At 58.9% G+C, this 19,710-nt stretch carries 16 protein-coding genes; 7 read left to right on the top strand and 9 right to left on the bottom strand.

The genetic code is table 11. The annotated features are described in order from the left end of the window. Positions 1-45: 45 nt before the first annotated feature. The 6 genes from HYZ49_01190 to HYZ49_01165 form a co-directional block, all read right to left on the bottom strand. Positions 46-4,242 (bottom strand): hypothetical protein, encoded by a 4,197-nt coding sequence (locus tag HYZ49_01190; GenBank protein ID MBI3240896.1) that lies wholly within the window; start codon positions 4,240-4,242, stop codon positions 46-48. Positions 4,243-4,342: 100 nt separating this feature from the next. Beyond that, a complete protein-coding gene (locus HYZ49_01185) occupies positions 4,343-5,572 on the bottom strand; it encodes an SUMF1/EgtB/PvdO family nonheme iron enzyme (GenBank protein MBI3240895.1) in 1,230 nt (409 codons plus the stop codon). Positions 5,573-5,646: 74 nt separating this feature from the next. Further along, the gene (locus HYZ49_01180; GenBank protein MBI3240894.1) at positions 5,647-6,519 is read right to left on the bottom strand and encodes an energy-coupling factor transporter transmembrane protein EcfT; all 873 of its coding nucleotides are present in this window, start codon (positions 6,517-6,519) and stop codon (positions 5,647-5,649) included. 54 nt (positions 6,520-6,573) lie between these two features. Beyond that, entirely contained in the window at positions 6,574-7,116 is a 543-nt protein-coding gene (locus HYZ49_01175) for an ECF transporter S component (GenBank protein ID MBI3240893.1), read from the bottom strand. 200 nt (positions 7,117-7,316) lie between these two features. Continuing rightward, positions 7,317-8,777 carry an ABC transporter ATP-binding protein gene (locus tag HYZ49_01170; protein ID MBI3240892.1) on the bottom strand — a complete coding sequence of 487 codons (1,461 nt, stop codon included), beginning with the start codon at positions 8,775-8,777 and terminating at the stop codon, positions 7,317-7,319. A 17-nt stretch (positions 8,778-8,794) separates the two neighbouring features. Then, positions 8,795-9,589: an SAM-dependent chlorinase/fluorinase gene (locus tag HYZ49_01165; protein ID MBI3240891.1), complete on the bottom strand. Its 795-nt coding sequence runs from the start codon at positions 9,587-9,589 to the stop codon at positions 8,795-8,797. 148 nt (positions 9,590-9,737) lie between these two features. Between HYZ49_01165 and hppD the strand changes: the two genes are divergently transcribed. From hppD to HYZ49_01135, 6 genes are all read left to right on the top strand, one after another. Then, complete coding sequence (gene hppD / locus HYZ49_01160; protein MBI3240890.1) at positions 9,738-10,835, top strand: 4-hydroxyphenylpyruvate dioxygenase; 1,098 nt, start codon at positions 9,738-9,740, stop codon at positions 10,833-10,835. A 61-nt stretch (positions 10,836-10,896) separates the two neighbouring features. After that, positions 10,897-11,883 carry a fumarylacetoacetate hydrolase family protein gene (locus HYZ49_01155; protein MBI3240889.1) on the top strand — a complete coding sequence of 329 codons (987 nt, stop codon included), beginning with the start codon at positions 10,897-10,899 and terminating at the stop codon, positions 11,881-11,883. Beyond that, positions 11,880-13,115 (top strand): site-specific DNA-methyltransferase, encoded by a 1,236-nt coding sequence (locus tag HYZ49_01150; GenBank protein MBI3240888.1) that lies wholly within the window; start codon positions 11,880-11,882, stop codon positions 13,113-13,115. The genes HYZ49_01155 and HYZ49_01150 overlap by 4 nt, the downstream gene beginning before the upstream one ends. After that, positions 13,108-14,250, top strand: coding sequence for a CfrBI family restriction endonuclease (locus HYZ49_01145; protein MBI3240887.1), 1,143 nt, complete (start codon positions 13,108-13,110; stop codon positions 14,248-14,250). Before HYZ49_01150 ends, HYZ49_01145 begins: the two co-directional genes overlap by 8 nt. 3 nt (positions 14,251-14,253) lie before the next feature. Then, positions 14,254-15,414, top strand: coding sequence for a homogentisate 1,2-dioxygenase (locus HYZ49_01140; protein ID MBI3240886.1), 1,161 nt, complete (start codon positions 14,254-14,256; stop codon positions 15,412-15,414). Between the two features lie 21 nt (positions 15,415-15,435). After that, the gene (locus HYZ49_01135) at positions 15,436-16,329 is read left to right on the top strand and encodes a hypothetical protein (protein ID MBI3240885.1); all 894 of its coding nucleotides are present in this window, start codon (positions 15,436-15,438) and stop codon (positions 16,327-16,329) included. A gap of 15 nt (positions 16,330-16,344) precedes the next feature. Here HYZ49_01135 and HYZ49_01130 read toward each other — a convergent pair whose 3' ends face one another. From HYZ49_01130 to HYZ49_01120, 3 genes are read right to left on the bottom strand one after another with little or no spacing between them, the layout of a single operon-like run. After that, positions 16,345-16,713, bottom strand: a complete 369-nt coding sequence (locus HYZ49_01130) for a roadblock/LC7 domain-containing protein (GenBank protein ID MBI3240884.1) — start codon at positions 16,711-16,713, stop codon at positions 16,345-16,347. Beyond that, positions 16,714-17,454 (bottom strand): HAD family hydrolase, encoded by a 741-nt coding sequence (locus HYZ49_01125; GenBank protein MBI3240883.1) that lies wholly within the window; start codon positions 17,452-17,454, stop codon positions 16,714-16,716. It lies immediately after the preceding gene. Positions 17,455-17,490: 36 nt separating this feature from the next. Then, the gene (locus HYZ49_01120) at positions 17,491-18,681 is read right to left on the bottom strand and encodes a hypothetical protein (GenBank protein MBI3240882.1); all 1,191 of its coding nucleotides are present in this window, start codon (positions 18,679-18,681) and stop codon (positions 17,491-17,493) included. On the opposite strand from HYZ49_01120, the gene HYZ49_01115 reads away from it, so the two are divergent. Then, positions 18,680-19,710, top strand: a 1,031-nt coding sequence (locus HYZ49_01115; protein MBI3240881.1) for a glycosyltransferase family 4 protein, incomplete at its 3' end; no start/stop codon positions are given. The two genes, HYZ49_01120 and HYZ49_01115, sit on opposite strands and share 2 nt — an antisense overlap.

The raw sequence follows: 19,710 nt of genomic DNA, 5'->3' as shown, positions 1-19,710 counted from the left end.
TCGCGGTTCAAAACGGAGCGGCTGATCAACTCAGCCGCCCCGTTTTTATTGACCCGGCGGGTAATCCGCGCAGGTTTGCTCGTAAGGCCGATTCGGGACGTAGTGCTTCCACTCTTCCTGCGTCAGGTTGCGGGCCACGATGTCGCAGGCCCGCTTCTGCCACGAAGCCAGGCTCACATCCCACAGGATCACTTTGGAGTCGCTGCTGCCCGAAACCAGCTTTGTCCCGTCGGGGCTGAAGGAAATGCCGCGCACCCAGTCGGTGTGGCTGACGAGGGGCGGGCCAATCCGCTCGCCGCTTTCCACATCCCATAGAATAATGTTGGCATCGGAACTGCCCGAGGCCAGAATTTTGCCATCGGGGCTGAAGGCCACCGCGCGCGCGAACGAGGTGTGGCCGGCCAGCCGTTTGCGGGGCCGGTCGTCGTCGGTCGGGGCCGCCGCGTCCCACAGAGTCACGGTCTGGTCTTCGCTGGCGGCGGCCAGCAGTTGGCTGTTCGGGCTGAAGGCCACGTTGACGGTTTCCCGCGTGTGGCCTCTGAGAGTGGCGATCAGCTTGACGCTCTGCAAGTCCGACACATCCCACAACTTGATCGTCGTGTCCTTGCCACTGGAGGCCAGCATTTTCCCGTCGGGCCGAAAGACAACGGTGCGAACCGTGTCGGTGTGGCCGCCAGCGGCAATGTCGAGCGTCGTGATCAGTTTGACATTTGGCAGGTCCGATAAGTCCCACAACTTGATGGTCTTGTCTTCACTGCCGGAGGCCAGGGTTTGGCCGTCGGGGCTGAAGGCCACGCTCCACACCCGGTCGGTGTGGGCGTCAATGGGGCCGCCGATTTGTAGTGGGCTGGCCGGGTCGGCCACGTTCCACAGAACAATCTTGCCGTCACGGCCACCGTCGGCCAGGGTCTTGCTGTCTGGGCTGAAGGCGACGGCGTTGATATTGTTGGTGATCTCGGCATTGTTGCGGCTGAAGGTGAGAGGGTGTCCCGCCAGCGGCTGGCCGATGGGTTCACCCGTTTCGCCGTTCCACAAAATCACGCTGGGATCGTTGCTGGCCGAGGCGATCAGTTTTCCGTCCGGGCTGTAGGCGACGTAGCGCACGATGGACTTGTGACCGTCGAGAGTCTTGCCTAGCGATGAGCGAATTGAAGTGTCCCACAAGATCACGGTCGTATCGGCTGAGGCGGAGGCAAACAGACTGCTGGTGGAGTCAAAGGCCAGATCGTAAACCGTGCTGCTATGCCCGGTGAAGGTGTTCAAATGCGCTCCCAGCCGATCGCTCCGGCTGACATCCCAAAACACAATTGTGCTGTCGGCGCTCCCGGAAGCCAGCGTCTTGCCGTCCGGGCTGAAGGCGACTTTATAAACGGTGGCCCGGTGTCTTTCAAGCGATGCCATTTGCTTCTGTGTGACCACGTCCCACAAAATCACCCGCGTGTCTTCACTGCCGGAGGCCAGCGTCTTTCCATCGGGGCTGAAGGCCACGCTGTGAACGCCGTAAGCATGGCCCTTGAGCGGCTCGCCAATCGGTTTTTGGGTGGCGACGTTCCAAAGAATGATGCTGTTATCAAAAATTCCGGCGGCAGAGGCCAGCGTATCGCCATTTGGATTGAAAGCCAGGGTAAGCACTTCGGCGCTGTGGCCGGTGAGGGGCTGGCCGATTTGCTTCACACCTTCCGGTAAGTTTGAAACATCCCAGAGAAGAATATTGTTGCCACTAGTGGAGGCCAGGGTTTTGCCATCCGGGCTGAAAGCCAGCGCCCAAACTGTTTTATCTCCGACACCAAACTCGGCGAGCTTTTGCGGCGGGGTCGCTGTCATGTCCCACAAGAAGATTCGGCCTCCAGCGTCGCCCGAAGCCAGCACGCTTCGCGCGCCGTCGGCGCTCACGGCGAGGCTGGCAATATGATTCTGGTGGCCGCTGAGGGGAGAGCCAGACTGTTTCTGCGCCGCCACATCCCAAAGGTAAATATCGTTTTCATCTCCGGCAGAGACGAGCAATTTGCCGTCGGGGCTGAAGACGACGCTTTTGACCGGCGCGGTGTGGCCGCGCAGGAATTTCTTGAGGGGCGGGGTGTATTCAAGGCCGTTGAGCAGACTGCCTTTGAGGTCAACCGTGCTGGCGATGTTATTGCCTTGAATGCTCAGGAGCAAAGCCAGATCGAACTGGGTGGAGAGGCGGCCATTGCCTTCGCCCGCCAGTTGATTCAAAAGCGCGACTTGGGCCTGCTTGTCGGCGCGGTCGCGCTCGACCTCGGCGATTTTTTGCTCCGACGCGGCCAGGTTGCTGGCGACCTGAGCCACCGCTTCCTGTGTCTGCGCCGAAGCGCGGTCGGCTTCGGCAGTGCTGGCCAGGGCGGCTTTTTGATCGGCCAGGCTGGCATTGGCATCCGAGGTCAGGCGGGCCTGGTTGCCAAAATACGCGGCGATGAACACCATGAGCAAAGCCACGCCAAAAGCGCCAGCCAGGTAAGCGGCGAAGCGGCGCAGTCTGGCAGCGGAGCGCGTTTGCTCTTCGGCGTTTTTCTTTTCCGTCTCGGCCAGTTTGGTGGCGGTCTCCAGTTGGTGCTGGCGCGTTTCGGCCAGTTCCTTGATCCGATCCAGTTCGCGCTGACGCTCAGCCTCGCGTTGGGCCTGCTGGTGCTGGGCCTCCTGGCGCGAAGCCTCCAAAAAGGCGCGCTCCAGTTGACTCAGCTCGCCGGGATTCTCCTCGGCAAACTCAATGGCCTGAATCAGCCTCAAGCCCTGAAGCAGATCAACCGTGTCGCGGCCTTGTTGTTCCCACTCGCGCGCTTCTTTGGTAATCTGGCGCTGGACGCGCAGGCGCTCACGGCTCTCGGCCAGCCACTCGCGCAAGGTGGGCCACTCGCGGATGAGGGCCTCGTGGGCCACCTCGACGGTGTGTTCGGTAGTCGTCACCAGGCGGGCGTCCACCAGCTTCTTAAGCACTAATTGCGCCGTGTCGGCCTCTTCAGGGCTGGGGATCAGTTCGGCGAGGTCGGCGCGGCGGCGGGTGTCCTGCTGGCCCTCGCCCAATTCGGTGAGACGAAGGAAGATGCGTTGGGCAATCGTCTGTTGGTTGGCGTCGAGGCTCTTATAAACGGCGTCGGCGGTTTTGGCAATCGCCCCCCGTACCCCGCCGGACTCGTCATAGCTCCGGAACGTCATCTTGCGCCCGCGCCGCCGCTTCCATGTTTCGAGCAGGGCGTGCGAGAGCAGAGGCAGTGCGCCCGGTTCGGGCTGATCGTCGTCGTCGTTGATGCCCACCTCGTGCAAGAGATGATCAACCAGCCCCTCTTCAAACTCCCAGTCCCCGTGTTTGGCCGGTTCTTCAATCGCCCGCCGCAGTTCCGCCGGACTCATCGGGCCGATGTATTCCTGTTGATGCGCCAGCGCGTCGCGCAGGTTGGCGTAGGCGGCGCAGTTGGCGTAAAAGTCGGCGCGCATGGTGATGATGACGCTCGTCGGCCCGTCGGCCTTGGGGTCGGTGGCGGTGATCAGGTTGTCAATGAAGGCTTTGCGTTCAGGCTCATCTTTGCACAGAGTGAACAGTTCTTCAAATTGATCGACGACGACCAGCAGGCGGCTAGCCGGGTTGCGGCTCAGGGCCTTGCGCACCGCCAGGTGCAGACTGCGCGGGTCGCGAGTCAGATCGTCAATGAGGGTAGTGGTGGCGGTGACGGATTCGGAATCCCGGGTGAGACTGGCGGCCAGCGACTCCAGTGGATGGATGGTGGGGGTGATGATGTGAATGGGCCAGCGGCCACTGTTCTCCGGCGGCGGTGTGCCGTCGGCCAGCGTCTCGCCGCGTTTGAGGGCCGGGATGACGCCGGCGCGGACGATGGACGATTTGCCGCTGCCCGAAGCGCCGATGACGATGGCCAGAAAACGGTTGTCTCGCAACCGGCCCACCAGCTTGGCTACCAGATGTTCGCGGCCAAAGAACCACTCGGCGTCATTCTCGTCGAAGTATTGCAGGCCCTTGAAGGGCGGGTTGCCGGGGGCGGGCGCTTCCTCTTCGGGGGCAGAGGGGGCCGCCCCGATGATGACGGTAGCCCCGGCGCCCACCTGCACCACGTCCCGTCCGGCGCTGATCTTGTCCCGCCCGGTCAGGTCGCCGCTGCCAATCGTCACCTGGCTTCCTTCACCCAACCCGATGCCGCCCTGGGTGGTGTTATTGATGTTGGTTGAGCCGCCGGTGTTCTCGGCTGGGTTGGGTTGCGAAGTGTCGTCGGTCATTGTTCCAGACCCTAAGGGTCTTGCGAAGCATCCCGTAATGAAGTGAAGGGGTTGAGACCCTTAAGGTCTCGTAAGTTGCGACGAGTATAGCACAGCGCGGCTAGGCCACAATTCTGAAACCGACATCGTGGTGGCGTTTGAATGGGTAATGCCAGTTGCGGTGGGCGCACCGGATGTGGCGGGCGCTGGTGTCGAACGCGCCGCCGCGAACCACACAACCCTCGCCGTCCTCCGGCCCGTGCGGGTTTTTGACGACGCGCCGTTTGCGGGATTGGTATTCTTTCCCGTTGTAGCGGTCGGCGCACCACTCCCACACGTTGCCGCTCATGTCGGCGGCGCCGTAGGGGCTGTCGCCGTCGGGCGAGAACTGGCCGACCGGGGTGGCGCTGGGCCGCATTTCGAGGGCGTTGGCCCGGTTGAAGTCCCAGCCTTCGCCCCAGGGAAAGGTGCGGCCATCCGTGCCGCGGGCGGCTTTCTCCCATTCGGCCTCGGTCGGCAGCCGAAAGATGTAGCCCGTCTCCTGGCTCAGCCACATACAAAAGGCCGCCGCTTCATCCCAGGTGACGCTCACTACCGGATGATTCTCTTTGCCCGGTGGGCTTTGCCAGCGATGCGTTTCGCCCAGCTTTCGCGGATGCGTGGCTTCCATGAAGACCTGATACTGGGCGTTGGTGATCGGATACTTGCCGATGTAATACTCGGCCAGATAAACGGCGTGTTGCGGCAGTTCGTCTTCGCGGGCCGAAGTGTCGTGAGCCGGGTCACTGCCCATGATGAACTCGCCCGCCGGCACGCGCACCAGCGTTGTCCATAACCCCGGCGCGAACTGCAACACCAGGCTATTTTCTTGTGGCCGCACTCTGGGGAAGTTGGCGGCGGCGGCGCGTTTGGCCCGCTCTTCGGCCTCTTTACGCTTTTGTTCTTCTTCGCGTTTGGCCCGGTGTTGGCGGGCCTCGGCCTCTTGAAATTCGCGCCACTCGCTCTCCTGTCTCAGCCAGTCTTCGACATCGTCGTTGGGGCGGGTGTAGTAACTGTAAGCCGGTTCCGGCCCGCGCTCGCGTTGGGCCGTCCTGGCCGACTTGCCCTGCCGTCCGGCGGAGGCCGGGGAAGCGCCGTTCTCGGCGTCGTACTTGGCCCTTTTTTCGGCGTTGCTCAACACCGAGTAGGCGGTGTTGATCTTCTTGAGGCGCTCTTCGGCGTACTGGCGCACCGCCGGGCTGACGTGTTGAAGACGATCCGGGTGAAAGAGCTGGACCAGGATGCGGTAGCTGGCTTTGATCTGCTCCGGCGAGGCGTTGTGAGGAACGTCCAGAATGGCGTAGTGATCCATCGTGATTAAAACTATAACACAAAGGGCGGCCTGTCGGGCCGCCTTTGTGAAGAAACTGCTTGAAGAGTCGGGCTTTACTCGAACCAGTTTACGGGGAACCAGTAGGGGCCGTAGGACGTGAAGCGGGTGAGAAGGATCAAGGTAATGAGGATGACGAGACCCGCGCCGAGGATGAAATAATCGGCGCGGGTGTAGCGAAGCGAACCGGCGTCGGCCCAGGTGCGCTGGCCTACGCCGAAGGCGCGCAGTTCCATGGCTTCCACCACGTCTTCGCCGCCGGCGATGGCGTTGATCGTCACTGGCACGATGAGGGGCGCGGCCCGGCGGATCATATTGAACACCCCGCCGCCTTTCACTTCCAACTCGTAGCCCCGGGCGCGTTGAGCATCTACAGTGATGAAGAAGTCGCGAGCGATGGTCGGGACGTAACGCAGGGAAAGGTCGAGAGCGAACGAGACGCCGTCTGACAGGCCGAGTTTGCGGAAGGCAACGCCGTAAAGATAGGGACTGGTGGTGAAGGTGAAGGGCAGGATCGTCGCCATGATGATGAGCGGGCGCAAAACGCGCGCAATGCCAAAGAAGACCAATTCCCAGGTAATGGTCCGTTGAACCGTGCCGACAAAGGGCAGACTGACGGCCGGAAAAGAGAACCACGGATGAGAGGTGGTGACATACGAGGGTGGTCTTCCAAACAATGTCGTGCTAAATAAACCGATCAGCACCACCGAGAAGAAGAGCACGACCGCCCACGCTTTCCAGGTCGAGCGCAGAGACAGGTTGGCAAAGGCATAATAGAGTAATGAGATTGCGAGCAACGCCGCCAGAACGCGCACATCGTCCACGACGATTGTGCCAAGCATAATCAAAATGAAGGCAAGCAACTTGGTCCGAGGATCAAGCCGGTGGATGAAGCTGTGGCCGGGGAGGTAGGTAAAAGAAGCAAACATTATTCAGGTGCCTCTTTCCCATCACTTGGATGGGAAAGAGGAAAGGGGTGATCTTTAACGCCCACTGCGAGAACGGAAAGCATTCCAGGCGTAGAGCAGAATTGGGGTAAGAATAGCCCCGTTGACCGCATCGGTGACGCCAGCCGGAAGCCACTCGGTGGTGAGGCCGCCCGCAAAGTCAATGTTACGCAAAATGAACGGGTCGGCGATCAGGGCTGGGAAAGCGATGCCGACGAGCGAGGCCACCACGGCGGCCACAGCGGCCATCACGTAGTCACGGCTGGTCTTGATCTCGGTGATACCCATATATGGCAAAAGGCCGGGGATCAACCCGATCAAGCCGTTGCCCACGTCCCAGGCCCAAAAGAAGCCGTAGCCGGAGAGCAGGTCGCCGATGACGTTGCCGAAGAAGCCTGAGAAGAGGCCGACCCACGGGCCGAACACGATGCCCATGAAGATCGGAATGGCGACCGGCGGGCGAATGGAAACCAGTGACGTGCCGGGTAATTGGAGATTGTTGAATACCCAGTTCAAAACGCCGTACAGCGCCGCGCCGATAGCGGAGTAGACGATTTCGCGCGTGCCGAACTTCCACATATTGCTCTTGTCCATTAGATTTCTCCTCCTGTGTGAAAGATAGATAAAGGTTGCTGAAGATACGAGTGTTCTCAGGATGTTGTTTCAAGCCTCCCCGGCCATCCTGCTTGCCCATTACATGCAACCCCATTCACGCCAAAAAGATACACCCCCACCCTGGCCCTCCCGATGTTGAAAGGCAAACATAGGGGAGGAGAGGGTTACTTCACCCCGGCCAGCACTTCCGCCCGCTGGAATTTGTGGGTCTTGGGCAGCAACCTCAGGTTTTCGTCGAGCAAAGAGGTGGGCACCACCCGGCAGCGCTTGAGCAGGTCGTAATCTTTCAACACGGTTTCGGGTTGGCCGTCGCCGGCGATAGCGCCGTTGGAAACCAGGATCGCTCGCGTGGCATAGGTCACGGCCAGATCGAGATCGTGGGTGATGAACAGCATGGCGTCAAAATTCGAGAGCGGCGATTTATTGCCGTCAGCAGTGTTGTCGGCGCCGAGGATGCTGTCCATGAACGACATGTAGTTGCCATAGTCCTGCCCGGCGGTCGGCTCGTCGAGGGCCAGAATCTTCGAGCGCATCGTGGCCACGCAGGCAATCGTCACCCGCTTCTGCTGGCCGAACGAGAGCGAGAGCGGCGGATAAGATTCCAGGCCGGCCAGATTGAGAGCGTCGAGGGAAGCGGTGATTGACTTGTCAATTTCCTCCGGCTTGTATCCCAGGTTTTGCGGCCCGAAGGCAAGCTCTTCTTTCACCGTCGGCGCGAAGAGCATGTGCGTGGGACTCTGGAAGGCATAGCCGAGTGTGCGCGCGATTTGAGCCACCGACAGTTCCCGCGTATCCTTGCCGTCCACCAGCACCCGGCCCTTGCGCGGCTTGAGCAGGCCAATGGCGTGTTTGATGAGCGTGCTCTTGCCGGCGGCGTTGGGGCCGAGGATGGCAACCGTCTCACCGGTGCGAATCTCAAGCGAGACGTTTTTCAAAATCTCCGGCCCGTCGCCGTAAGCGAACGACACGTTATCGAAAACAATCAGCGGTGAGGCATACCAGGTTCGCAGTTTGCGGTCAGCGGGCGCGGGCGGCGGGGTGGGGGTTCCAGTCGCGCGCACGCGTTGCATCACTTGCTGGGCCGGGAGCTTCACCTCGTGCCAGTCCACCACCTCGGCCAGGTTATCAGGCCGGCCCAGATATCGCACCTCACCTTCCTTTAGATAGAGAATGCGATCTGGCCGGGCGTTGAGCGCATCTTCCACGCGATGCTCCACCAGCAGGATCGTGGAGCCTTCGTCGGCCAGGTGGCGGAATACCGCCAGCGCCTCACGCGCCGAGGCCGGGTCGAGCGAGGCCAGCGGTTCGTCGAGCAACAGAATAGAAGGCCGCATCGCCAACAATCCAGCCAGAGCCGCTTTTTGTTTTTCGCCGCCGGAGATCGAGAAGGTCTCGCGGTCGCGCAAGTACATGATGTCCAGGCGGTTGAGGGCCTCATCCACACGCTCCCATACCTCACTGGCGGGCAGGCCCAGGTTCTCCGGCCCAAAGCTCACTTCCGATTTTACGTGCGCGCCCAGAATCTGTTTCTCTGGGTCTTGTAAAAGCGTCCCGACAATCCCTGACAGTTTGGCTAGAGAGTAGTCTTTAGGATCCGCGCCGTACAGGAGTACCTGGCCTTCCATGAGTCATGATACGGTGATTACGATAATCGAGTCACTTCAACTGTGTCGCCGATCTGCGCGCCCAGCCTTTGCCCGGCATTGCCGTTCACGACAGCCACCGCCAGTTCGCCGACGCTGTTGATGAGGGCCACCAGTTCGCCCGGCGCGCGCTCGCCAAAGGTGCGCACCAGGCCGCGCATCTCCACGCCGCGCACAGTTACCTTTACCTCACCCAACCCGGCAATATCTGTTTGACGAATGTTGGTGGCGATGTTGCCAAAGTGATCGATGTGGATGATTTCGCCGCGCGCGCCGCTCGGCGTTGATTCTACCGGACTTAGCGGGAATAGCACAGGATCAGTAATGGGCGAGCCGACCGAGTCTAAGGGGACGCCGCCGGCCAGGTGGGCGGCGGCGGGCGCAAATATATCGCGCCCATGAAAGATGTTGCTGATCTCCGGCAACCAATATTGGGGTTGGTTCAGATGATAGAACTCCATCAGCCAGCCTTCGCGTTTGGCCCGGGCGTGCATCAACGTAATCAGGCCGTTGTCTGGCCCGACGTAAATTTGCGATCCGAAGCGGGCGGCCAGTGGGCGGCGAGCCGTGCCCACGCCGGGGTCAACCACGCAAATGTGAATCGTGCCGTCCGGGTAATACCCCGCGCCGCGCCCGAACACAACCGCGCCTTCGCGCACGTTCTGTGGTGAGATCAGATGAGTCACGTCAATGAGGGTCGCGGTCGGGGTGATGTTGAGAATCACCCCCTTCATCACGGCGGTGAACCCGTCGCGAAGGCCGAAGTCGGTCATAAGGGTAATGATATTGCTCATATATTTTCTCCGGGAGACTGACCACTATTCTAGTCCAAGCCGGTTCATTCGCAAATAGCGAAGAGATGGCGATTTGTGGTAATCTTGATCACGAAGGAGGCTCCCCCACATGACCACCCAACCGATGACCCCTGCTGTTGAACGGCCCATGCATGAAGAGGCCGACTTCCTGAAAATCAACGCCATTGACCACCTCGAGCTTTGGGTGGGCAACGCCAGGCAATCCGTCTTCTTTTGGAAGGCGCTCGGCTTCAAGCCCGTTGCCTTTAGCGGCCTGGAGACGGGCAACCGCCGCTTCGCCTCGTGGGTGCTGGAGCAGGGCCAGATTCGACTAGTGCTCAGCACGCCCTACTCGCCGCACGACGAGATGGCCGCCCACCACCTTTTGCACGGCGATGGGGTGAAGACGATTGCCATGGAAGTGGACGACGTGGAAGCCGCCTTTCGCGAGACCACCTCTCGCGGCGCAAAGGGCCTCCAACCGCCAACCGAGGCCCGCGACGATCACGGCGCAATTCGCACGGCCATCATTCAAGGCTACGGCCAGACGCACTTCCAGTTTGTGGATCGGGCTGACTACGCCGGAGCGTTCAAGCCCGCTTACAAACCATTGCCTGAGGACAAGACAACGGTTCCCACCGGGCTGGCGGCTATTGACCACATCGTCGGCAACGTCGAACTGGGCAAGATGAATTACTGGGTCAACTGGTTCCACAAGACGATGGGCTTCCGCCAGATCGTCCACTACGACGACAAGGTGATCCACACTGAGTACTCGGCGCTGATGTCGAAGGTGATGGGTAACGGCAATGGAAGAATCAAGTTCCCCATCAACGAGCCGGCGGAGGGGAAGAAGAAGAGCCAGATCGAAGAATATCTCGATTACTACGTCGGCCCCGGAGTCCAGCACATCGCCATGATCACCGGCGACATTGTGAAGACGGTGCGTGAGCTTCGTGACCGGGGCATTGAGTTCCTGCGCGTGCCGCAAGCCTATTACGACTCTTTGCCTGATCGCATCGGGGCGATCAAAGAGAGCTACGACGACATCGCCGACCTGGGCATTCTGGCCGACCGTGACGATGAAGGCTACCTCCTGCAGATTTTCTCCCGCCCGATTCAAGATCGCCCGACGATGTTCCTGGAAGTGATCCAGCGGCGCGGCGCGCGCGGCTTCGGCGTGGGCAACTTCAAGGCGCTGTTTGAGAGTATTGAGATTGAGCAAGCGAAGCGGGGGAATTTGTGATTTTAGATTTGGGATTTTCGATTGCTGATTGCAGTCCAAAATCTAAAATCCAAAATCGAAAATGAAACTCGTTACCTTTGTCACTCCCGACTCTCCCCGCGAAGCCCGGCTCGGCACGGTGCTTGACGATGTGGTGATTGACTTGCACGCGGCCCAAAGCTGGGCGCAGGGCGCGCGCGGCCTGCCGCCGGAGCCATTGCCGGATTCTGTCTTTGGGCTGATTCATGCCGGGCAACCGGCGTGGTTGTACGCCCGGAATCTGCTCAACGTGCTGGACGGCGTTGACCCGACGATGGTGAAAGGAGCGCACCGGGCCAGGGTGGGGTGGCGGCTGAACGAAGTGCAGTTGTTCCCGCCTTTGCCGCGCCCCATGAGTCTGCGCGACTTCTACGCTTTCGAGGGCCACGTCACCGCCGCTTACGCCAACCGCGGGCGCGAAGTGCCTGAGGAGTGGTACGAGTTCCCCGCCTTCTACTTCACCAACCCTAATTCTATTTTCGGCCACGACGAACAAGTGCCTTGTCCAAAATACACGCAGGCGCTCGACTACGAGTTGGAGATCGCCTGCGTGATCGGCAAGACCGGGCGCGACATCCCGGCAGAGAAAGCGGAAGAGTATATTTTCGGCTATATGATCATGAACGACTGGTCGGCGCGGGACGTTCAACGCAAGGAGATGAAGATGCTCGGCCCGGCCAAGGCCAAGGACTTTGCCACCTCGCTTGGCCCGTGGCTGGTGACGATTGACGAATTGCGCGATCGGGCGACGGGCAAGCCCGGCGTGTTCGACCTGGAGATGGCGGCGCGGGTGAACGGCGTCGAACGCTCACGCGGCAACTTCAAGGACATTCACTGGTCGTTCGGCCAGATCGTCGAGCGCGCTTCGGCTGACGCCTTCCTCCTGCCCGGCGATGTGCTGGGTTCGGGCACGGTAGGCACCGGCTGCCTGCTGGAGCTAACCAAAGGCGAAGGCCCCTGGCTTCAGCTGGGCGATGTAGTGGAGTTGGAGATTGAGAGGTTGGGGATACTGAGGAATAGAATAGCATGACACGAAAAAGGCAATTAGTTTCTGAAGCTCGTAAATATTTAGTGACAACGGTTGCTCAAGCAAGGGAGATCACCGATGGTTGGCTCTCGGAAATCGATCTGAAAAAAGCCGCCAAACTAGGGCTCCCGGAAGTTGATGATCGGTATCATGTTTGGCGCGTACCTCTTTGCGACCAGCAAAACGCCAAAATCGGTGAAGTCGTTATAGATGCTTATACAACAGAGATTCTCTACCACAAGACGACCAAGCCCGAAATTTTAGAGGCCCGCCTGCTTCAGCGAGGCAATGGGTCAGTGGCTCACAAGCACAAATCAAAGGCTGAGTATACTCTTTCGCCGCTCCGCAACACAGTTGGGTTAGGAAATTGTGTTGACCTCATAGACGAAATGCCAGCGGGTTCTGTTGATCTTATCTTCACCTCGCCCCCCTACTTTAACGCTCGCCCTGAGTATAGTGAATATGAAGAATATGAAAAGTACCTGTTTGAAATGCGCCAAGTAATACGCCGAGCACATAAAATTTTGGGTGAAGGCCGTTTCTTGGTGATGAATACGGCTCCTGTTCTTATACGGCGGGCAAGCCGGAATGAGTCGTCTAAACGGATAGCGGTGCCTTTTGAGTTACATCGAATTTTTATCGAAGAAGGCTTTGATTTCATAGACGATATTATCTGGGTCAAGCCTGAAGGCGCTGGTTGGGCAACCGGGCGAGGCCGTCGGTTTGCGGCTGACCGAAACCCTCTTCAATACAAGGCCGTGCCAGTCACCGAATATGTTCTTGTTTATCGCAAACAGACAGATATGTTGATTGACTGGCATATTCGCACTCACCCCGACCGACAATTAGTAGCTGACTCCAAGATCGACGACGATTATGAGCGCACCAACATCTGGCGTATTCAACCCGCAACCAATTCAAAGCACCCCGCTGCCTTTCCGCTGGAATTGGCTGAGAAAGTCATCAAATACTATTCCTTCAAAAACGACGTGGTGATGGACCCGTTTGCAGGCTCTGGCACGGTGGGGGCAGCGGCGGCAAAGCTGGGCCGTCGGTTCGTGTTATTTGACATCAACCCTGATTACATCGAACTCATCAAAGGCTCAGTTGACTCTTGGCTTGGCAAAGCTTCTGAAAACATCCTGTGGCTTAACTGCACGGCCCCAGCCCCCGCTCTCAGATTGTTTGAGAAGCCTCGAGAATATCATGTGAAACGGAGTCGGAAACGTGGATAAAGTTTCGCTAAACGACTTGTTCCCAGAGAGTGGCCGAATTCTATTGACGGGGGGCGGCAAAGAGTTCATTGAACGGATAGGCTTAGAGACCGCCAAACGAGCTGTCTTGAGTGTTCTTATGGGGGAGAACATTCGCAAACAGACAGAGCCGTTGACCCGGCAACGTATTGCACAAATTAGCGGCGCTATGGTAGCTCTATTCGCGCGCGGTTTCAGTGAAGTTGATGATTTTTCTAGTCAGCTATCAAAAATGGCTGTGCAACAACTTGAAGAGACGAAGAGAAATGACAAAGTCAGCACTTGGCTGGCTCAGTGGGTCATTGGACTGACTGGAAAATCAGTGCAGAATGTTCTCAGAAGCGATCCTAAAGAGCGAGCAGCCTATGTTGCGGAATTTGAAAGCATCATTCAAGCCTCAGCGGCACAATGCCGTGCAGACATGGGCGACCTCAAAATGACTTTGGGGTTTGTTGAAGACAAGAAAGGCAACAGGGTTGAAATGGGGTGGGAGGATATTGCGCGTCTGACCACCGCGATCGGAAGCTTGACCCTTACCATACGCGGCTCAGATAAATCTACCTATGGCAAGTTGTTTGAACGGCTTGTGCTTGGTTCAGCCCTTTCCGTGCTTGGATTCCAATTGGTTGGGCGCACAACCAACACGAAAACTCACAAAGTCTTTTGGCTGGCTGATAGCTCCGATACGCGAGAATGCGATGCGACGTTGCTGTACCAGCCCGGCAAGTTGGCCCGATTTGATATAGGTTTCATCGGCCCAGGAAATTCGGAGATTTCAAAGGATAAACTTACACGCTATGCCCGAGAGATGGAGATCGGCGGCACAACACACGCCTCACAAACTTTTATTGTAGTGGATCGCCTGCCCAATACCAGCAAAACCCGCAGGGCTGCCGATAAAATCGGAGCGGAAATTATTCAGATGAGCATGCGATATTGGCTGAGGGATTTGGCTCAACGTCTCGAAGCGCGATTGGGCTACAAACACAAGCTCGCTTCTATGCCGGACGGCAAAATAGAAAGCTATTTGAAGACTAAACTGGCTACTACTCGGATTCAAGATTTTTTATCCGGCTTCTCTCCTGTTGAAACGGATGAGGAACCTGAGGAGGAATAGGTTATGCCCTTCTACCACACCCTCGGCCAAATCCCACCCAAACGCCACACCCAGTTCCGCAAGCCGGACGGCTCGCTCTATCGCGAGCAGGTGATGGGCACCAAAGGCTTCTCCGGCATCCAGTCCATCCTCTACCACTGCCACCAGCCCACGCAGATCAAGCACGCCGAAACGCTGGGCAGCGCTAAAGTGGAGTACGTGGATTACGGCCCGCTCCGCCACCGGCTGTTCAAGAGCAAGGATGTTCCACAAGGCGGCGACCCACTCAGCGGGCGGCGGGTTTTGCTGGGCAACGAAAATGTGACGATGGCCGTCGTCCGCCCGACTGAGTCCATGAGCTATCATTACCGCAACGGCGAAGCGCATGAGTTGTACTTCATTCATCAAGGCGAAGGCACGCTTCACTCGCAGTTTGGCAAGCTGGACTTCGGGCCGGGCGACTATCTCAATATTCCGATCAGCACAACGTGGCGGATGGAACTTCGGGGCGCCGGCCACCGGATGTTGGTCTTTGAGTCGGCCCACGACTTTGAGCCGCCTCAACGCTACCGCAACGAGTACGGCCAGTTCCTCGAGCACAGCCCCTACTGCGAGCGCGACATCCGGGTGCCGAAAGAGTTGGAGACCCATGATGAGGCGGGTGACTTTGAGGTGCGAGTCAAGGCGCGCGGCGAGTTTCACCGCCACATCCTTGATCATCACCCACTGGACGTGATCGGCTGGGACGGCTTCCTCTACCCTTACGCCTTCAACATTGCCGACTTCGAGCCGATCACCGGGCGTGTTCATCAGCCGCCGCCAGTGCACCAGACTTTTGAGGGCTGGAATTTCGTCATCTGCTCATTCGTGCCGCGCATGTTCGACTATCATCCGCTGGCGATTCCCGCGCCCTACAATCACGCCAACGTCAACTCGGACGAAGTGCTGTATTACGCCGAAGGCAACTTCATGAGCCGCAAGGGCGTGGAGCAATTCGACTTCAGCCTGCACCCCGGCGGCCTGCCGCACGGCCCGCACCCTGGCACGTCAGAAGCCAGCATCGGCAAGGCGCGCACGGAAGAACTGGCGGTGATGTGCGACACCTTCCACCCGCTTCACGTCACAGCTTTCGCGCTGGAGTGTGAAGACGAACGATACGCTTACAGTTGGGTTGAGCATGAATGACACTTTAGGAGCCAAATAGAAATGACAAACTCGTTGAAGAACTTGCAAGGCCTCGCCGCCTGCCTGGTTGCGCTGTTGGCGCTCGTCGTCGTCGCCTATTTCATCGCTTCGGTCATCAAGAGCCAGGATGAGTCGCTCCTCGACATCAGCCCGGCGGCAGTTCAGCCGCGTGTGCTCACGGCCATCATCGGCCTGATGCTGGTGCTTGGCGTCGCTTATGCCACCGCCGAATCACTTGATTGGACGGTCGGCTCACGTCAAATTGTGTTGATGGTCGTGGGCGCAATTGTTTACGGCGTGCTGGCCTGGCTGTTCAACGGGCAAACATTCACCCTCCCGTCGTTCAGCCAGGTGACGCTTAAACCGGCGCTGGTCGTGCCGGTCTTTTTCGGTTTCATGTTCGGCCCGGCGGTCGGCTTCATGACCGGCGCGGCGGGCACCATCGTGGGCGAGTTGTTTGCGGGACTCGTCTCACCGCACTGGGCAGTGGCGCACGGCATTGTTGGACTCGTAGCTGGGATGGCGACTCTGATGAGCGACGAAAAACAGTCGCTCGACGTGGCAACGGCCATCACCGGGGCGGGCGGACTCATCGCCACCGCCTTTTTCTTCGCCAGCCCGGCGACTCAACTTTCATTCCTCATGGGCCTCTCGGTTCTGATCGGCGCAGGATTGGCTATTGCTCTGCGCTTTGCCTTTCCCAATCGTCAGCAGTGGGCGCTGGCAACGTTATGGGGAAGCGTCGGCGTCATCGTCGGGCTGGGGTTGACCGCGGTGGCCGACACCTGGTTGATAGGCGTTACTTTAGCAGAGACGATTGAAAGGGAGTTTATTCCGGCGGCGGGGCCGGGTCTGATCGCGCTGGCAATCCTGTTGCCAATTGTGATAGTCGTCTACGATTTGGTTCAAGAGTAGGGAAAGGGTTTCCCTCTACACCAACTCCCTCAATTTCTCAGCCGCCAGTTCCATCTCAATAAACAACAAGCCAAGCGGCACTTCATCGCTGGCATTGATGGACAACACTGCCTCTTCGCCGATTGCCGTGATGACGGTGTGGCCGGTTTCGCCCCGAACGTACACCTTGTTGAGCTGGCCGTTCTTCATGGCTCCGGTCAGGCGCTCGCCCAGCAGGAGCATCACCGCCGACATGGCCGACACGCGCTCTTCTTCCACGTAATACGGCATCACCGAAACGACGATCAATCCGCTCAAGTGCACCACTGCCGCCGCCGTGATGTGGGGCGAGGCCCTGAGGATATCGTGAAGGATGGCCTTGATAGGCTCTTTTGAATCAGGCACTCAATTCTCCCAAGCCGGTTGCTTCAACAACACATCCGTCAACTCGGCAGTCTTGTTCAAAATCAGAGTCGCTCCCGCTCGCTCCAATTCCCTTCGCTCGCCAAAGCCGCACAACACGCCCACTGTTTGCGCCCCAGCTCGGCGGCCCGCCCGAATGTCCATCGTCGTGTCGCCAATCATCACACAGTTTTCAACCGGCAGGCCGAGTTGCTGGGCCGCATGGTAAACCGGGGCCGGGTGTGGTTTGATACGGGGCGCGGTGAGGGCCGAGACCACAACTTGAAAATAAGGGCGCAGTTCAAACTGCTCCAGAAACCCTTCGGCGTTGCGACGGTCACGGGAAGTGACGAGCGCCAGCGGATAACGGGCGGCCAGACTCTCCAACATCGGCCTGACGCCTTCGATGAGCAGAAAACGTTTGGCCGAGCCTTGCCCGCGCAGGCGATACAAAGTGTCGGTGGCGGTTGCCAGGAGCGTATCGAGATTCAGGCGGTCGGGAACCGTCATCAGCCAGTTGAGGGGCGTCTCGGTCGTCATCAGCCCCCAGCGCAAAAAGCGGGTGGGACTGCGGCCCGGAAACAGAACGTGGAAGGGTTGGATGATGCGGGCGACGGCGGCGATGTAAGCATCGTCGGTGTCGGCTAGCGTGCCGTCCAGGTCGAAGAGCAGGGCGTGGATGCGGGCGAAGTCGAGCATCAAAGTGTCGAAGCGGCGAATACGTATTGCGTATCGTTTACTCACTACGCAATACGCAATACTGAATACGCAATAAGCCTCTCAGAAATCAACCGCCTCTCTCACCTTCTCCAACGTTTCCGCGTCGGGTGCAAGAATCCACAGCGTAGCTTGCGGGGCGAAGTAGAGGCAGGCGCTACCGTCCAGCCAGCACAAACTTCCCTCGCCAACCTTTGCCGAGCCGCCAAAGCGGGCGTCGCCGTACTGCTGGAAGGCATCCACAAATTCTTCGGTGTCGCTCGTCGTGTCCCAGACAATGTGCCAGGCGACGACGGTTTGATCAGCGGAGTCGTTGTAAGAGACGGTGTAGCGGTCGCCGCCCCAGCCGGCGGCGGCATCTGCCGCCTCGCCCTCGTCAATTTTCTGTTCAAGGATGAGTGAGGTGTACCACTCGCCCATTACGTTGGTGTCAATCTGCCGCCAGTTTGCGCCGAGGGTGTCGGTGAGGACGGGCGCGGCCACGATTTGCGGAACTTCACCTGAGTCAAACTTTTCTGGGTGCAGGATCATCTCGGTGCTGAGGGGCGGGTTGGCAAAGGCGGCGTCCACCTCGGCCCAGCCGCCCCGGTCGTAGAGTCGCTTGACGAATTGGAAGCCCTGGTCGTAGGGGAAGTAGAAATCTTTTTGCAGGTAGGCGGGCGCGCGGTAGTAGGCCGAGTCCGGGTCGGCGTAGGCGTTGGCATTGTATTCATCCCAATCGGCCTGGGTGAAGTATTGTTCCTGCCACAGCCCTTCGAGCACCATGGCCTCGCCTTCCACCAGCGCCTGGGCGGCGGCGGATTTTTCCGAGTCGGCCTCCCAGCCCTCGTCGCTCAGGCCGAGGGCCTTGAGGCCGTAGGTCTGATCTTGTAGAGCATGTTGAAACTCGTGGGCGAACGTCACGCGCTCCACTGCGCCCAGCCGCCCGCTCTCGGTGATGATGAACAGCTTGCCCGCCTCCCCGGCCTCATCGTCGTAAAAGCCGAGGATGTTTTCAGAATACAGGTCGAGGTAGAAGTCATACAACTCGAACGACGGGTCGAGCAAGCCAAAGGCGACCAGGGTTCGGGTGTCGTCTTCCGCTTCCTCGCGGCTGTAATCTTCCTCAAAGCTATTGAGATTGTAGTCGCGCAGTTCGTCATTGGTCATGAACTGCCGTTCCACCGGTTTGGAAGCCGACAGCCCGCGAATGTCCATGACCTCTTTTTCGATCTCGTCCATCCCGGCGCTCAACTCGTCGGCGGATTGAGTCATGGAACAGGTTGATCGTGATCGCGCGGAGGCAGCTTCTGCCTCATGCAGTGACAAACCCACGGTGTTTCTCTACGTCGGTCGCCTGGAACCGCACAAGGGGATTCAAGATCTACTGGACGCCTTTGTCGATTTGCCCAAGGAGAGCCGGAAAAGCCATCTGATAATCGTCGGTGATGGCAGTATGCGCCGCTTAATAGAATCCGCTGCGCGTACCCACCCCGCTGTCGAATATCTCGGGCGGCTTTCGGGTAATGCTTTGATACATGCGTATAGTCGCGCGGATGTGTTTGTCCTGCCTTCTCGCGTGGAACCTTGGGGACTCGTCATCAACGAGGCCATGGCCGCCAGCCTAGCGGTGATCGCGACGGATAGGGTGGGATGCGTGGACGATCTGGTGCGCGAAGGCGAGAATGGCCGCGTTCTCAAACCGGGGGAGTTGATCATCCCGCTAAGTCTGCTGGCATTCATCGGCTCTGGCATTACCTTCGTCAACGGTATTTTCAACACCACAACGCGCTGGGGCTTTCTGGCCGCGTTGTTATTTTTCCTGTTGGTTTACCGTGGGCGCGATGTGCTTGGCGTGTTGGGGCATCCTCTGTTCTGGGCGGTTCTGGTTTATGCCTTCTGGGGGCTCATGACCGTTGCGTGGTCTGAGGTGCCGCAGATTTCACTCGCCAAGTCGCTGGTTTTTATCTGGGTAAGCACCACGATGCTGATTGCCGGTTATTCCTGGGTGATGCGTCACGAACGAGCGCAGACATTGGATTTTCTCTGGCTGTTTGCTGTGTTTGCCTTGACCGCTGCGCCCACGGGGCAAATCGAGGGGAGCCTTGATACGGGCGAGTTTCTCTATGCTGGTTTGACCGTGAACCCCAACCACTTGGGGTTCATCCTGGCGGCGGCCAGCGCCTGGCTGATGTGGCGTGCCTACCTGGTTCACCGGCAGAATCGCCGACGTTTTGCTTTGTATGCTGGTTTGGTCGCGTTCGATCTCGTCTTCCTTTTCCTGTCGCATTCGCGCGCTTCGCT

The sequence above is a fragment of the Chloroflexota bacterium genome, assembly GCA_016197225.1.
Lineage (GTDB): Bacteria > Chloroflexota > Anaerolineae > Anaerolineales > VGOW01 > VGOW01.
Note: the sequence above shows the minus strand (reverse complement) of the source record. Positions and strands in the feature narration are given on the sequence as shown.